The organism is Pyxidicoccus xibeiensis (genome assembly GCF_024198175.1).
Taxonomy (GTDB): Bacteria; Myxococcota; Myxococcia; order Myxococcales; family Myxococcaceae; genus Myxococcus; species Myxococcus xibeiensis.
The window spans coordinates 312361-327664 of record NZ_JAJVKV010000003.1; the positions used below are offsets into that span (position 1 = coordinate 312361).

The following is a 15304-nucleotide window of genomic DNA, read 5'->3' on the forward strand; positions in this document are numbered from 1 at the left end:
GGCGTCAGTGCCAGCTCGTGTGCTTGGACTGGAGCGCCTCGGCAAGCCGCTCGGGGCTCAGGGGCTTGCCGATGAAGAGGTCCGCGCCCAGGCCCTTGCACTTGCGCGCCATGGCCGCGTCGCTCATCGCGCTCACGCCGATGAGGACGGACTGCGGGAAGCGCTCGCGCAGCCGGGACATCAGCGTGGCGCCGCTGCGGCCGGGCAGGAAGACGTCGACGATGGCGGCGTCCATGCGCTTGTTGCGCACGGCGAACTCCGCCTCCTCGGCGCTGCCGACGGGGAGCGGCTCGTAGCCCCAGCCCGCCAGCATCTCCACGAGAATCTCCCGGTGCGTCGGGTCGTCCTCCACCACGAGCACCGCGCCACGGACGGCCTCTACACGCAGCTCGTCACTGCGCTCCTTGCGCTCGTTGGTGTCGAGTCCGGTGGAGAGGGAGAGCTCTTCGGTGGTGGGGAGGGACATGAGTTCACCGGTTGGGCAAAAGGTTTCCGTGTGATGGAAACCCACCCCCCAACGTTGGGAATTCCACGTCCCGGGTGCCTCCCCCACCCCCGATGTACCCTCAGACGGCGCGGCGGGGGCTCGCCGAGAGCGCCTGGGAGGCGAGCGAGGCGCCGAGCACCAGCAGCACGAGCAGCGCCCAGGCAGGCAGCACCACGCGGCCACCGCCCTCGTCGATGAGGGCCGCGTAGCTGGTGCCCAGGTAGCGGCCCAGGGACATGGGCTCCATGCGGGCGATGCCGAAGAAGCTCACGGTGGACTCGGTGAGGATGGCGGCGGGCAGGCGGCTGAGGAACACCGCCAGCGCGAAGGGGCGCAGCGCGGGCCACAGGTGGACGCGCAGCACATGCGCGCCCCCGCCGCCGAGCGCCCGGGCGGCCGCCACGTACTCCTGGGACTCAAGGGTGGCCAGCCGGTTGCGGAACATGCGCGCCGGGCCCGCCCAGCCCACCAGGGCGAGGGAGGCGACCATCAGCCCGAAGGGGCCCAGCCCCCCACTCTGCCCCGCGTCCGCGAGCGACTGGCCCGCGAGCTGGAGCACCATGACCACGAGCACGTCGGGGAGCGCGAAGACGGCGTCCACGGCGCGCAGCAGGGCCTGCTCCACGGCGCCGCCGGACAGGCGCGCCACGGCGGCCACGGTGAGGCCGATGAGCGTGGACAGCGCCCCGGCGGCGAGGCCCACGGCGAGGGAGACCCAGAGCCCACCGAAGGCCAGCTCGCACACGGTGCGGTCGGGGCGTGTCGGGTCCATGCCCAGCGGACAGGTGCTGGCGAGCGCCTCCGGGAAGAGGCGGCCCGCGACGAGGCTGAGCAGGCCCAGGCCGATGAGGAGCGTCAGGCCGAAGCGGGCGCGAGGAGGAACGCGGCTCATGTGGAGGCCTCCCGCGAGCGCGGGTCCACGACGTAGCGGAGCGCCTCCACCGCGAGGCTCACGACGACGAGCAGCGATGCGAAGGTGGTGGTGGCCACCACGACGACGGCGACCTGCTTGTTGAGCACGGCGAGGACGTAGAGCTGGCCGAAGTAAGGCAGGCCGAAGACGCGCTCCGCGGCGAAGGAGCCGGCAAGCAGCGACGTGGCCACCGGGCCCACGGCGTCCAGGAGGGCAGGCCACACGTTGGGGAGCACGTGGCGGCGCAGCACGGTGGCCTGGGCCAGCCCCTTGCTCAGCGCGGTGCGCACGTAGTCGCGGGACAGCTCGGTCTCCAGCGAGTCACCGACGAGCGTGCCCAGGAAGATGCCGGGCCAGATGGACGTGACGAGCGCCGCGCACAGCTCGGGGAGCATGTTGCCGCGCTCCACGACAGCAGGCGCCAGCAGCAGCGCGGGGATGAAGACGGGCGTGCCGAAGGCGACGGCCGGCACCGCGTCACCGAGCGCGGCCCACCGGCCCCGGCGCCACCGGGTGCGCAGCAGCGCGAAGCCCAGCGCCCACACCAGCGCGAGCGGCAGCGCCATCAGTCCCACGCCCACGCTGCCGGAGAGCTTGAGCAGCAGCTCGTCGCCGGTGATGCCCTGCGCGCTGGTACCGAGGCGCTCGCCGCGGAAGAGCTTCTGCCAGGGGCGAAGGAACCCCAGCGGCTCACCGATGCCGAGGTCGCGCTGGTACGAAGCGGACAGCTCCTTGGAGACCTGGCGCTTGGACTCCGTCTCCGTGGTGAGCGGCAGCGCCGCCATGAGGAAGTAGGAGACGACGGCAACGATGGGCACCAGCACGAGCTGACGCGACAGCTTCCGCGCTATCGCCATCATGAGGACACCTCGGCCCGGGCGGATTCAGCATCGGTAGACCGCCGCAGCAGCCGCGCCGCCGTCAGCATCATGGGGACACCCCGGCCTTGAGGTCCCCGGCGGGCCCCAGTCGCATCGAGCGCAGGGCGAGGAAGTTGAAGGGGTCCACGTCCAGCCCGCGCAGCCGTGCGCGGGCCCGGAAGTACCGGTCCGGGTGGTAGATGGGCGCAATCACCGCCTGCTCGCCCACGAGCACCTCCTGGGCCTGCGCGTACAGAGAGCGAGCACGCGCCTCATCCGGCTCCCCGTCTCCCGCCTCCAGCAGCCGCTCGAAGCGGGCCATGGGCTCGCCGCCCGCCTGCGTCTCCCAGCCCGTCTGGTGATTGCCCTCGCGCTCGAAGAGCGTGAAGAACGTGTTGGGGTGCGCGTAGTCGCCGCCCAGGCGCCGCATGTACAGGTCATACCCACGAGGCCCCTGAGCCGTGCGCCGGGCGACCTCCGCGGTGAAGTCCGAGCGCGCCTCGAGCACCACCTGCACGCCCATCCGGGCCAGCTGCGCCGCGATACGCTCGGCGATGGCCACCTCCGGCACGAAGCCATCACCCTGCCGGTAGATGAGCCTCAGCGGCCGGTCCAGGCCCGGCACGCCCTTCAGCGCCGCCCTCGCGGCCTCGGGCGCGTAGCGAGGCAGGCGAGCGGCCTCCTCGGCGGTGGCGGCGCCGGGCAGCTCCGGCGGGAGCAGCACGTTCGTCGGACGTGCCGCCGGCAGCAGTCCCGCCATCAGCGCCTCGCGGTCCAGCGCCATGGACAGGGCGCGCCGCACCTCGGGCCGGTCCAGCGGCGCCCGCTCGGTGTTGAAGGCGAGGTAGTACGTGGACAGCAGCGGCTCGCGCTGAAGGTCCTCGGGCCGGCGCAGGCGCAGCGACGCGGCGCTGTCCATGAAGACGAAGTCCACCCGGCCGCGCTCGTACAGCGCCGCGCCAATCTCCGACTTCATCAGCGTGATGACGGGCGCGGGCGTCTCACCGGGCTGCAGCGGCGGAGGAAACGCCGTGGCCGGGTTGTAGACGAGCCGCACGCGCTCTCCCGCGCGGTCCCAGCGCTCCACCCGGTAGGGCCCCAGCGCCAGCGGCCGGCCGTCGCGTGGCCGGTCGAAGTAGTCGCGGACCGCCTCGTCCGGCTTGCCCTCCAGGTCCGCCGCGGGCGCGGGATAGAAGATGTAGACGTTGGCGACGCGAGCCAGGAAGTAGCTGCGCGGCCGGGCCAGCGTCACCCGCAGCGTGTGCGCGTCCACGGCCTGCACACCGACGCGCTCCAGCGCCGCGCGCACCTCCGCGTCCGGAGCACCGCGCTCCTGCAGCGCCAGCGCTTCCGCCGCGCCCTCCAGGTCGGCCATCTCTCCACGCTCGCGTCCCCGCAACGCGCGCCGCCAGCCGACAACGAAGTCGCGCGCGGTGAGCGGCGAGCCGTCGGACCAGCGCACGTCCCGCCGCAGGTGGAACGTGTACACCTCGCGTCCCTGCCCGTCGGTGGTGCGCTCCCACCGCTCGGCCAGGCCGGGCTGCACGGAGTAGTCCGCCCCCAGCTGCGTGAGGCCGCGCTGGGTGGCCAGCATGATGGGATAGTTGGCCCAGCTCTCCGGGTCCGAGTGGCTCCAGTCCAGCGTGGTGGGCATCGCCGGCACCACCACCTTCACGCCCGGGTCCTGCTGGAAGCCACAGGGCCCACAGGCCCCAGCCACCAGGGCCACCAGGAGACACCACCACCGGAGTCGAGCGCGCGCAGCCACCGGACCGGGTTGTACCCCGAAGCGCGCCACGTCAGAAAAAGAGAAGCCAGGAGACCGGCGACCTCGGTCGTCCGGCGTCCTGGCCTCTCGTCACTTCAGCGGGCCGGCCCCTCGTCGAGCAGAGGAGCCTTCACCGCGCTACGGACGGGCTGCGTTGTCCTCGCCCTGCGCCGTCACGAGGAAGGGCCAGTGCCATCCACATCAACCACGTCCGCACCCCATTCATCACGGAGTCACCTGCACCGGAGTCATGTGGTAGCCGGCCGTTCCATCTCCCAGTTGACCGAAGAAGTTGTCTCCCAAGGCCCAGACGGTGCCGTCCTCCCTCCTTGCCACCGTGTGACTGTCGCCACCAGCGATAGCGGTCACGCCCGTCAGGCCCGGCACCTGCACCGGCGTCATCTGAGTCAGACCCGCCGCGCTCCCCAGCTGTTCGTGGTAGTTGTATCCCCAGGCCCAGACGGTGCCGTCCGCCCTCAGCGCCAACGTGGACTTCACGCCAGCAGTGATAGCGGTGGCGCCCGTCAGGCCCGTCACCTGCACCGGCGTCGGCCGATGCGTACTCGTCCCGTCTCCCAGTTGGCCGATGTTGTGTCCCCAGGCCCAGACGGTGCCGTCCGCCCTCATCGCCACCGTGTGCACGTCGCCAGCAGCGAGGGCGGTGGCGCCCGTCAGGCCCGTCACCTGCACCGGCGTCCACCGAGTCGTACGCGTCCTGTCCCCCAGTTGGCCATCGGCGTTGTATCCCCAGGCCCAGACGGTGCCGTCCGACTTCAACGCCAACGTGTGCCTGCCGCCAGCAGCGATGGCGGTGACGCCCGTCAGGCCCGTCACCTGCACCGGCGTCGGCCGACGCGTATTCGTCCCATCCCCCAGTTGGCCGTAGGTGTTGAATCCCCAGGCCCAGACGGTGCCATCCTCCCTCAACGCCACCGAGTGCCTATAGTCAGCAGCAATGGCGGTGACGCCCGTCAGGCCCGGCACCTGCACCGGCGCCAACCGAGTCGTAGTCGTCCCGTCCCCCAGTTGGCCCTCGAAGTTGTCACCCCAGGCCCAGACGGTGCCGTCCTGCCTCATCGCCACCGTGTGAGTGTCGCCAGCAGCAACGCGAGTCCACGTGGAAGCCACGCACGGCGAGCCACCCTGCAAGGTGAAGGAGTTGCCAGTGGACAGGCCCAGCGCGTTGCTCACCGTCACCGTCACCGTGGGCGTCGTACCTTCCGCCACGCACGCGGGCGCAGTCCAGACGACCTCGCTCGTTGCCGCTCCACGGGTCGCAGGCGACAGGGTCCCTACGTTCGTCTGCCACGAGAACGTCAGCGCACTGCCCTGCGCGTCACTCGCCTCCACCCGGAAGTCCACCGTCCCGCCCGACGCCGGCACGGTGGGGCTCGACTGGTAGGACTCCACGATTTCAGGTGGAAAGCACGCCGTCGGCTTCGGCTCCACGCAGATGCCGAGTATCCCCGTCGTCTGCCCGCCTCTCCCGTCCGTCACCGTCACCGTCAGCGCGCACCGGGCGCACGGACTGCCCGCGGGCGGCTGCGCCGTCGGCGTGAAGCTGGCGGCGGCCTGGGTGGCATGGGTCCACGTCCCCTCGCACCCCGCTGACCACTGGTAGCCCAGGCTGTCACCGTCGTTGTCGCTGGCACTGGCCACCACCGCAGTGGCCTCTCCCACCTCCACCGTCGCCCGGCTCGCCACCACCGAGGTAATCGCCGGCGCCTCATTCGCGAATGGCGCGGGCGCATTCACCTCTTGCACTGCACCCGGAGCCCGCTGGACTTCACATCCAGCCACCGGGATGCAGAGGGACAGTACTACCCATGCCCACCACAGTCGGGCTTCTCGCGTCATGGAGTCCTCGTTCCAGCTTGGAGTGAGAGTGCTGCACTCCAAATACGGGACGCCCGACCGCGTCCGGCTACTCCGAGTGGAAGCCGCGAGAATCTACAGGACTCGAAAGACTCTTGAAATTGACGGACCCACCGGGCGCCGCCGCACCACGTCAGAAAAGAGAGAAGCCAGGAGACCGGTGACCTGAGTCATCCGGCGTCCTGGCTTCTCGTCACTTCGCGCTGAGGTTTCCGACTGCTACGCCGGAGCGCCCACCGGCGCCGAGGCCGGCAGCTCCGGGCCCGCGCCCGTCCGGGTCCCGTCGGTGGAGAGCGGCTTGCGGCCGAACTCCTCGGGCTTGTCCAGCACCAGCGCCTCGCGCAGCACGTCGTCCACGAACTCCACGGGGACGATGCGCAGCTGCTTGCGAATCTTCAGCGGGATGTCCTTCAGGTCCTTCTTGTTGGCCTTCGGAATCAGGACCGTCTTGATGCCCGCCCGGTGCGCGGCCAGCGTCTTCTCCTTCAGGCCGCCGATGGGGAGCACCCGCCCGCGCAGCGTGATTTCGCCCGTCATCGCCACGTCGCGGCGAATCAGGGTGCGCGTCAGCGCGCTCACCAGCGCCGTGCAGATGGTGACGCCGGCCGAGGGGCCGTCCTTCGGAATGGCGCCCTCCGGCAGGTGGACGTGGATGTCGTAGTTCTCGAACACCTTGCGGTCGATGCCGAAGCGGTCCGCCCGGCTGCGCACGTACGACATGGCCGCCTGCGCGGACTCCTGCATCACCTCACCGAGCTTGCCGGTGATGATGAGCTTGCCCTTGCCCGGCATCATCGTCGCCTCGGTGGTCAGAATCTCACCGCCGAGCTCCGTCCACGCCAGGCCCGTGACGATGCCCACCTGGTCCTCCTGCTCCGCCACGCCGTAGCGGAACCGGGGCGTGCCCAGGAACTTCATCGCCGTCTTGCGGTCCACGTCGATGACGTCCCGCTTGCCGTTCTTCAGCACGTCGCGGGCAATCTTCCGGAACACGCCGCCAATCTCACGCTCGAGCGAGCGCACACCGGACTCACGCGTGTAGCGGTGGATGATGGTCCGCAGCGCCTGGTTGGTGAAGTCCACCTTCAGCTCCGTCAGCCCGTTGGCCTCCTGCTCCTTCGGGATGAGGTAGCGCCGGGCGATGGAGAGCTTCTCCGGCTCGGTGTACCCCGCGATGCGAATCACCTCCATGCGGTCCTGGAGGGGACCGGGGATGTTGTGCATCGTGTTCGCGGTGCAGATGAACATCACCTTGGACAGGTCGTAGTCGAGGTCCAGGTAGTGGTCGTTGAAGTTGTGGTTCTGCTCGGGGTCCAGCACCTCCAGCAGCGCCGCGCTCGGGTCGCCACGGAAGTCGGTGGACATCTTGTCGATTTCGTCGAGCAGGAAGACGGGGTTGTTGCTGCCCGCCTTCTTCAGCGACTGGATGAGCTTGCCCGGCATCGCGCCGATGTACGTGCGCCGGTGGCCGCGAATCTCCGCCTCGTCACGCACGCCGCCCAGGGACAGGCGCACGAACTTGCGGCCGGTGGCCCGAGCAATCGAGCGCGCCAGCGACGTCTTGCCCACGCCCGGAGGACCGACGAAGCACAGCACGGGGCCCTTGAGCTTCTTCACCAGCTGCTGCACGGCCAGGTACTCGAGGATGCGCTCCTTCGGCTTCTTCAGGCCGTAGTGGTCCTCGTTGAGCACCCGCTCCGCCTCGGTGACGTCCAGGCGGTCCTGGGTCTCGTCGTACCAGGGGAGGCTGATGATCCAGTCGATGTAGTTGCGGACGACGGTGGCCTCCGCGCTCATCGGGCTCATCATCCGGAGCTTCTTCAGCTCCTTCTTGACCTTGAGCGTGGCCTCCTTGCTCATCCGCTTGTTCTTCAGCTTCTCTTCAATCTCCTGAATCTCGTTCTTGAACTCGTCGCGCTCACCCAGCTCCTTCTGAATGGCCTGCATCTGCTCATTCAGGTAGTACTCCTTCTGGGTCTTCTCCATCTGCTTCTTGACGCGCGTGCGGATCTTCTTCTCAACCTGGAGAATCTCGATCTCACCCTGCATCAGCTCGTAGAGCTTCTCCAGGCGCTTGGCCGGGGACTCCGTCTCGAGCAGGGCCTGCTTGTCGTTCAGCTTGAGGGAGAGGTGCGCGACGATGGTGTCGGCCAGGCGCGCCGGGTCGTCGATGCTCGCCACCTGCATGAGCATCTCGGGCGGGATGCGCTTGTTGAGCTTGACGAAGGCCTCGAACACGGAGTGGACGCTGCGGACCAGCGCCTCCAGCTCCACGCTCTTCTCCGTCTGCTCCTCGACCTCCTCCACCTCCACCATGAAGAAGGCGTCGTTGGGGTGGAACTTCTTCACCTTGGCCCTGCGCACGCCTTCCACCAGCACCTTCACCGTGCCGTCGGGCAGCGGGAGGAGCTGGATGACGTGGCCCAGCGTGCCGAAGTGGAAGATGTCGTCCGGAGTGGGGTCGTTGGTCTTGGCCTTCTTCTGCGCGGCCAGCAGGATGACGGCCTTGTCGTCCGGCCCCTTGTGCGCCATCGCGTCCTTGAGCGCCGCGATGGACTTCTCCCGGCCGACGAACAGCGGCACCACCATGTGAGGGAACACGATGATGTCCCGAAGGGGCAAGAGCGGGACCGTCAGTCCCCGCTTCTGGGCTTCCTTCTTGTCGTCACGTCCGAAGAACATGTATCCGCCACCTGCTGGCCTGCCGGGGAGGCAGGCCATTGAAGAGTTGCCCGTCCGCACGCCCACCTGGCGCGCACACGGGGTGAAGCACGTCTATAACACGGCGATTTCGCACGACGTTCCCCGCCACAAGATTGGGGAACGCAGTGCTGCCATCAAGGGAACACCCGTGCCGCGTCGGGTGTCCGCCCGGTATGTCAGCGGCCCTGCGCAGCCACCCCACCCTGGAGCCCTTGTACGCCCAGGGCGTGGAAGAGAAACGCGTAGAGGTCCGCATTGGACTCAATCGTCTTGGCCACCTGGTCCGCGCCACCGTGGCCCGCGTTCATTTCGATGCGCAGGAGCACGGGCGCCTGGTTACCTGGCGAGTTCTGCACCGCCGCCACGAACTTGCGCGCGTGCATGGGGTCCACCCGGTCGTCGTGGTCCGCGGCCATCATCAGGAGGGCCGGGTAGCGCACGTCCGGCCGCACGTGGTGGTAGGGCGAGTAGGCGTGCAGCGTCTTGAAGTCCTCGGGCTTCTCCGCAGTGCCGTACTCCGGAATCCACGTCCGGCCACTGCCGAAGAGGTGGTAGCGCACCATGTCCAGCAGCGGCACCGCGCACACCACCGCGCCGTACAGCTCCGGGCGCTGCGTCATCACCGCGCCCACCAGCAGGCCGCCATTGCTGCCGCCGTAGACGGCCAGCCGCTTCGGCTGCGTGTACTTCTCCCGGACGAGGAACTCGGCCGCCGCGTGGAAGTCGTCGAAGACGTTCTGCTTGCGCTCCATGCGCCCGGCCTCGTGCCATGCCGTGCCGTACTCGCCGCCCCCGCGCAGGTTGGCCACCGCGTAGACGCCGCCGGCGTCCAGCCAGGGGAGGATGCTGGAGCGGAAGGTGGGCTCCATGCTCACGTTGAAGCCGCCGTACCCGTACAGCAGCGTGGGCGCGTTGCCCTCGCGGTTCAGGCCCTTGCGGTACACCACGAACATGGGCACCCGGGTGCCGTCCTTCGACTTGTAGAAGACCTGCTCCACCACGTAGGCGGACGGGTCCATGGGCAGCTCCACCTTCGCCCACAGCTCGGCCTTCCCGCTGCTGACGGACGTCTTGTAGACGAGCCGCGGCGTGGTGAAGGACGTGAAGGAGAAGTACGCCTCGTCCTGGTCCTCCAGGCCCACCAGGTTGGACGACGCGCCCACCCCCGGCAACTGCACGGTGCGCACCGGCTGGCCCTTCAGCGTCGTCACGCGCAGCTCCGACGTGGCGTCCTTGAGGTACTCCAGCGCCAGGTGCCCGCCGACGATGTTGACGCCCTTGAGGGCCGCCACCGGGTCCTCGGGGACGATTTCCTTCCACGCGGCGCGCTCCGTCTTCGCCGGGTCCACCTCGAAGACGCGCTGGCGCGGGGCGCCCTCGTCCGTGGTGACGTAGAAGCGGTCCTTCCACGCCTGCACGCCGTACTTCGCGCCCTTCCCCTTCACCAGCAGGCGGAAGTCCTTCTCGCCCGGCCGCTTCCAGTAGATGTCGTTCTCGCTCCAGCCGCGCAGGATGTAGACGAAGAGGTACTTGCCGTCCGTGCTCAAGTCGCTCTGGAGGAACGTGGTGGGGTCGCCCGTGCGCGGGTGCACCAGCGTGTCCGTCTTCGGGTCCGTGCCGACCTTGTGGAAGCGGATGGTGGTGTAGCCGGGCCGCGCGTCCACCGGGATGCTCGGGTCGGTGGGCAGCCACTCGTAATAGAAGCCCTTGTTGTCCGGCGTCCACCGGGGCGAGGCGTACTTGCCGCCCTCGATGACGTCCACCTTGGACCACTCGCCGGTGTCCACGTCCACCACGTGGAGCACCGCCTCGTCCGCGGCGTTGGGCTTCTGGGCGAAGGCCAGCTTCTTGCCGTCCCACGAGGGCACCCACGTGCCCATGGAGACGGTGCCGTCCTTGCTCCAGGTGTTCGGGTCCAACAGGACCTTCTCCTGCCCCTTCTCCCCGTCACGCCAGTAGAGGACGGCCTTCTCCTTGTCCTTGTGCGTGCGGATGTAGAAGTAGCGGCCCGCGCGGCGCACGGGGATGGAGATGGAGTCCGAGTAGAAGAGCTCCTTGAAGCGCGCGGTGAGCGCGTCCCGGCCCGGCATCTTCGCCAGGGCCTCGCGCGCCAGCGCGTCCTGCGCCTTCATCCACTCCTGCACCTCGGGGGACTTCTCGTCCTCCAGCCAGCGGTACGGGTCCGCCACCTGCACGCCATGCAGCGTGTCCACGAGCTGCTCGGCCCGCGTCGCGGGGTAGGCCATTCGAGGGGTCTCCTGCTTCTGGGACGGCGGTGCCGCGGACGCGGCCGCCGGAAGCTCCTCGCGCGCCGCCTCCTTCTGGCTGGCACACGCGACGAGGGACAAGAGGGCGGGAACGAGCAGCTTTCTCATGGGGCCCAAGCACATACAGAAAGGCCCCCGCCCGTCCCACAAAAAGTGCGGTGGGGCCGGAAAGGCCCGGCCCCTCCTGACGCCCGGGGCGCGCCGGAGCCACCTTCCGGCCCCGTGACGCGCCCCGTCATGCACCACCTGCCCGCTGCCCGCCCCCGCCGGACTCGCGCGGGGGCCAGGGAGGGACGCTAGGCGGATTCCTTCTTGGGCTCGGCGGGCTCCTTCTCCTGGGAGTGGAGCACCACCGGCTCGCTCTTCTTGAGGATGACCTCCTCGGAGATGAGCACCTCGCGGGCCGTCTTGCGGGACGGGATTTCGTACATCACGTCCAGCATGGCCGACTCGAGGATGGAGCGCAGGCCGCGGGCGCCCGCCTTACGGCGGATGGCCTCGCTGGCGATGGCCTTGAGCGCGCCGTCGGTGAACTTCAGGGCGACGCCGTCCAGCTCGAAGAGCTTGCGGTACTGCTTGGTGAGCGCGTTCTTCGGCTGGTTGAGGATGTTGATGAGCGCGGGCTCGTCCAGCTCCTCCAGCGCGGTGATGATGGGCAGGCGGCCAATGAACTCCGGAATCATGCCGAACTTGAGCAAGTCTTCCGGCTCCACGTGCTTGAGCAGCTCCGAGAGGTTGCGCTGCTTCTTGGACTGGATGTCCGCGCCGAAGCCCAGGCTGCGCCCGCCCAGGCGCCGCTCAATCACCTGGTCCAGCCCGCCGAAGGCGCCGCCGCAGATGAAGAGGATGTTGGTGGTGTCCACCTGCAGGAACTCCTGCTGGGGGTGCTTGCGGCCGCCCTTGGGCGGAACGTTGGCCACCGTGCCTTCGATGATCTTGAGCAGGGCCTGCTGCACGCCCTCGCCGCTGACGTCGCGGGTGATGGAGGGGTTCTCCGACTTGCGGGCAATCTTGTCGATTTCGTCGATGTAGACGATGCCCCGCTGGGCGCGCTCGATGTCGTGGTCGGCGGCCTGGAGCAGGTTGACGATGATGTTCTCCACGTCCTCGCCCACGTAGCCGGCCTCGGTGAGGCAGGTGGCGTCGGCGATGGTGAAGGGGACGTTGAGGATGCGCGCCAGCGTCTGCGCCAGCAGCGTCTTGCCGCTACCGGTGGGGCCCAAGAGGAGGATGTTGCTCTTCTGGAGCTCCACGTCCTCCATCGCGACCTTGGACTCGATGCGCTTGTAGTGGTTGTGCACCGCCACCGAGAGCGTCTTCTTCGCGCGCTCCTGGCCGATGACGTACTCGTCCAGCACGGCCTTGATTTCGGAAGGCCGGGGGATGCGCAGCTTGGTGTCCTTGGTCTCCTCGCGGTCTATCTCCTCCGCGATGATGTCGTTGCAGAGCCCGATGCACTCGTCGCAGATGTAGACCGTCGGCCCCGCGATGAGCTTCTTCACTTCCTTCTGCGACTTTCCGCAGAAGGAGCAGCAGAGGGTCTGGTTGTCTCGCTTCTCCACGTTCTTGCCCGCCATTTAGTCCCTCGCTGCGCCTGAAAGGCCCCACCCCGGAAAACGCCCCAACCCCTGGCTCGGGTCCAATCTAGTCAGCCCCTGTCCGGAACGTCCACGCGCCTTCCGGGTACTTAACAGGGGGAGGCCCGTGACGCAGAAAGCAGAAAGCCGGAGACGCGGGGACGCATTCCCGCGACTCCGGCCGCCCACCGAGGCCTGGGGCCCCGGATACCCGCCTACTTCTTCTCTTCCTTGCCCAGCCCCACGACCTTCCGGGGGGTCTGGATTTCATCGATGATGCCGTAGGCCTTCGCCTCGGTCGCGCCCATGAAGTAGTCGCGGTCCGTGTCCTTCTCCACCCGCTCGATGGACTGGCCGGTGTGCTTGACGATGAGCTCGTTGAGCTTGGCCTTCATCCGGAGGATTTCCCGGGCCTGGATTTCGATGTCCGTCGCCTGGCCGCGCACGCCGCCGAGCGGCTGGTGAATCATGATGCGGCTGGAGGGCAGGGAGTAGCGCTTGCCCTTGGCACCGGCGAGCAGGAGGACGGCCCCCATGGAGGCCGCCTGCCCCACGCAGATGGTGGACACCGGACACTTCAGGTACTGCATGGTGTCGTAGATGGCCAGGCCGGCCGTCACCGAGCCACCAGGCGAGTTGACGTAGAGGTTGATGTCCTTGTCCGGGTCCTCGGACTCGAGGAACAGGAGCTGGGCGACGATGACGTTGGCCACGTCGTCGTCGATTTCCGTGCCCAGCATGACGATGCGGTCCTTCAGGAGCCGGCTGTAGATGTCGTACGAGCGCTCACCACGGTGGGTCTGCTCGATGACGTAGGGAACGGGCATGAAGGGCATGTCGACCTCTAGGGAGACTCGGAAGCTCGCAAGCTCGGAAGATGAACCTTACGAATACTTCGCCCGCGACCTCAGGAATTCAATCGTCTTTTCCTCCCTCAGTCGGAGAGCCAACCCGAGCCGCTCGTCCGGGCCCTTGAAGTACTTCTTCACCACGGCGACCGGCTGACCGGCCTCGGTGGCGAGCTGTTCGATGCGCGCGTCCACGTCCGCGTCGGAGGCCTGGATGCCCTCCTTCTGGGCGATGGCCTCGAACAGCAGCGTGCCCTTCACTTCCTGGAGGGCCTTCTCGCGCATCTCCTCGCGCAGGCGGTTGAAGTCCAGGTTGAGGCGGCTGGGGTCCACGCCCTGGCGCTGCAGCTGCTGCAGGGCGCCGCGCAGCATGGAGTCCATGGCGCGCTCCACCATGGCGCGGGGCACCTCGAAGGGGTTGCGCTCGATGACGGCCTTCATCAGGGCCTCGCGCTCCTCGCCCTCCACCTGGGACTTGCGCGAGCGCTCCATGTCGGTGCGCAGCTTGGTGCGCAGCTCGTCCAGGGACTGGGCGATGCCCGAGCTCTTGGCGAACTCGTCGTTGAGCTCGGGGACGATCTCCTTCTGGAGGCTCTTCACGGTGACATGGAAGCGCGCCGTCTTCCCGCGGACCTCTTCGACGCGGTAGTCCTGGGCGAAGGCGTAGTCGATGTCCTTGGACTCGCCGACCTTGACGCCCTCCAGGGCAGCGGCCTTGCCCTCCATCAGCTCGCCGGGCTGCACCTGGAAGCCCACGCCCTCGCCCTTGCTGCCGGGGAACGGCTGGCCGTCCACGGTGGCCTCGAAGTCCGCGGTGACGTTGTCACCGGCGGCGGCGGTGTCACGGTCCGTCACCGGCTCCAGCCGGCCCATGGACTGGCGCATGCGCTCCAGCTGCTCGTTGAGCTGCTCGTCGGTGACGGCCGTCTCCGACTTCGTCAGGGGCAGCTCGACGTAGTCCTTCGCCTCGACCTTGGGCTTCACCTCCACCCGGGCCTCGAAGGTGAAGGGCGCGTCCGGCTTGATGCCGGAGTTGGTCACCTGGGGGTTGGCGACGACGTCCACGTTGTGCTCGCGGATGGCCTCCACGTACGCCGTCTGCACGACGCGCTGGATGACCTCGTCCTCGACCTGATCCTTGAAGCGCTGCTCCAGGATGCGGCGGGGGACCTTGCCCTGACGGAAGCCAGGCAGACGCACCTGCTGGCCGAGCCTGGAGTACGCGCGGTTGAGCTCCTCCGCCACGCGGGCGTTCTCGACCTCGATGGAGAGCTTCTTCTCGACGGGAGAGAGCTCCTCGACCTGGACCTTCATACGGGCCTCGCTCGCCGCCGCCCCGGGCATCCGTCCCGGGCGGCGCCGGAAAAGTGGGACGTGCGCCTTTAGGGGATAGGCACGAACGGGTCAACGCGAAATGGGCGAGGAGGGACTCGAACCCTCACACCTTGCGGTACCAGATCCTAAGTCTGGCGCGTCTACCAGTTTCGCCACCCGCCCAGGGTGCGTTGCGCGCGCGGCCGTCTTACCGTGAAACGTCCGGTGGACGGCAGAGGGCCCAAAAAGAAACGGGGCCCCTCCATTTCTGGAGGGGCCCCGGAGTGAGAGCGGAGGGAATCGAACCCACAACCTATGGATTAAGAGTCCATTGCTCTGCCAATTGAGCTACGCTCCCGGCACTGCCCTGGTCCGCCGCCTGCGCGGCGTCCAAGTGGCGGCGGTAACTACAGAAGCCCGACCGCTCTGTCAAAAAGTATTTTCGGGCCCCCCTTCATTCCCGCCAGCGGTGGATCTGACGCACGGCTCAGCCAGCACCTGACGCCGCTCCGCCCGCCCGCCGGCCAGCCCCCGGAACGGCTCCACCGCCGCATGAAGCATGCGGGCGGTGTGGATGTTCAACATGGCCTCGGCACGCTTTTCGTCCCAGGTCATCCGGGCGAGGGCGCGCGAGTCGAACGCGGGCAGCCACAACTTGGAAGCAGGGCCAGCCGCCGGAGCAACCAGGCGGG

10 protein-coding genes and 2 tRNA genes are annotated in these 15304 nt (G+C 68.4%); all 12 read right to left on the bottom strand.

The window, feature by feature from the left end:
- Positions 1-4: 4 nt before the first annotated feature.
- The 12 genes from LXT23_RS13960 to LXT23_RS14015 all read right to left on the bottom strand — a co-directional run bounded on the left by LXT23_RS13960 (position 5) and on the right by LXT23_RS14015 (position 14970).
- On the bottom strand, positions 5-466 hold the full coding sequence (locus LXT23_RS13960; protein WP_253980666.1) for a response regulator: 462 nt from the start codon (positions 464-466) through the stop codon (positions 5-7).
- A gap of 100 nt (positions 467-566) precedes the next feature.
- On the bottom strand, positions 567-1379 hold the full coding sequence (locus LXT23_RS13965) for an ABC transporter permease subunit (RefSeq protein WP_253980667.1): 813 nt from the start codon (positions 1377-1379) through the stop codon (positions 567-569).
- Positions 1376-2260 carry an ABC transporter permease subunit gene (locus LXT23_RS13970; RefSeq protein ID WP_253980668.1) on the bottom strand — a complete coding sequence of 295 codons (885 nt, stop codon included), beginning with the start codon at positions 2258-2260 and terminating at the stop codon, positions 1376-1378. The genes LXT23_RS13965 and LXT23_RS13970 overlap by 4 nt, the downstream gene beginning before the upstream one ends.
- A 67-nt stretch (positions 2261-2327) precedes the next feature.
- Entirely contained in the window at positions 2328-3914 is a 1587-nt protein-coding gene (locus LXT23_RS13975; RefSeq protein ID WP_253981381.1) for a peptide ABC transporter substrate-binding protein, read from the bottom strand.
- 339 nt (positions 3915-4253) lie between these two features.
- Positions 4254-5783 carry an RCC1 domain-containing protein gene (locus tag LXT23_RS50360; protein WP_253980669.1) on the bottom strand — a complete coding sequence of 510 codons (1530 nt, stop codon included), beginning with the start codon at positions 5781-5783 and terminating at the stop codon, positions 4254-4256.
- Positions 5784-6122: 339 nt separating this feature from the next.
- Positions 6123-8585 carry an endopeptidase La gene (lon, locus tag LXT23_RS13985; RefSeq protein WP_253980670.1) on the bottom strand — a complete coding sequence of 821 codons (2463 nt, stop codon included), beginning with the start codon at positions 8583-8585 and terminating at the stop codon, positions 6123-6125.
- 197 nt (positions 8586-8782) lie between these two features.
- Positions 8783-10981 carry a prolyl oligopeptidase family serine peptidase gene (locus LXT23_RS13990; protein ID WP_253980671.1) on the bottom strand — a complete coding sequence of 733 codons (2199 nt, stop codon included), beginning with the start codon at positions 10979-10981 and terminating at the stop codon, positions 8783-8785.
- A 188-nt stretch (positions 10982-11169) separates the two neighbouring features.
- On the bottom strand, positions 11170-12450 hold the full coding sequence (gene clpX, locus LXT23_RS13995; RefSeq protein WP_253980672.1) for an ATP-dependent Clp protease ATP-binding subunit ClpX: 1281 nt from the start codon (positions 12448-12450) through the stop codon (positions 11170-11172).
- Positions 12451-12665: 215 nt separating this feature from the next.
- A complete protein-coding gene (gene clpP, locus LXT23_RS14000) occupies positions 12666-13286 on the bottom strand; it encodes an ATP-dependent Clp endopeptidase proteolytic subunit ClpP (RefSeq protein ID WP_253980673.1) in 621 nt (206 codons plus the stop codon).
- A 48-nt stretch (positions 13287-13334) separates the two neighbouring features.
- On the bottom strand, positions 13335-14612 hold the full coding sequence (tig, locus tag LXT23_RS14005) for a trigger factor (RefSeq protein ID WP_253980674.1): 1278 nt from the start codon (positions 14610-14612) through the stop codon (positions 13335-13337).
- Positions 14613-14713: 101 nt separating this feature from the next.
- A tRNA-Leu gene (locus LXT23_RS14010) sits at positions 14714-14795 on the bottom strand.
- A 102-nt stretch (positions 14796-14897) separates the two neighbouring features.
- Positions 14898-14970 (bottom strand) — tRNA-Lys (locus tag LXT23_RS14015).
- Between the last annotated feature and the right edge of the window lie 334 nt (positions 14971-15304).

Bases quoted from the DNA above. Each gene is read 5' to 3' on its own strand.
- LXT23_RS13960 (WP_253980666.1), bottom strand. From the start codon at position 466: ATGTCCCTCCCCACCACCGAAGAGCTCTCCCTCTCCACCGGACTCGAC.
- LXT23_RS13965 (WP_253980667.1), bottom strand. From the start codon at position 1,379: ATGAGCCGCGTTCCTCCTCGCGCCCGCTTCGGCCTGACGCTCCTCATC.
- LXT23_RS13970 (WP_253980668.1), bottom strand. From the start codon at position 2,260: ATGATGGCGATAGCGCGGAAGCTGTCGCGTCAGCTCGTGCTGGTGCCC.
- LXT23_RS13975 (WP_253981381.1), bottom strand. From the start codon at position 3,914: ATGCCCACCACGCTGGACTGGAGCCACTCGGACCCGGAGAGCTGGGCC.
- lon (WP_253980670.1), bottom strand. From the start codon at position 8,585: ATGTTCTTCGGACGTGACGACAAGAAGGAAGCCCAGAAGCGGGGACTG.
- LXT23_RS13990 (WP_253980671.1), bottom strand. From the start codon at position 10,981: ATGAGAAAGCTGCTCGTTCCCGCCCTCTTGTCCCTCGTCGCGTGTGCC.
- clpX (WP_253980672.1), bottom strand. From the start codon at position 12,450: ATGGCGGGCAAGAACGTGGAGAAGCGAGACAACCAGACCCTCTGCTGC.
- clpP (WP_253980673.1), bottom strand. From the start codon at position 13,286: ATGCCCTTCATGCCCGTTCCCTACGTCATCGAGCAGACCCACCGTGGT.
- tig (WP_253980674.1), bottom strand. From the start codon at position 14,612: ATGAAGGTCCAGGTCGAGGAGCTCTCTCCCGTCGAGAAGAAGCTCTCC.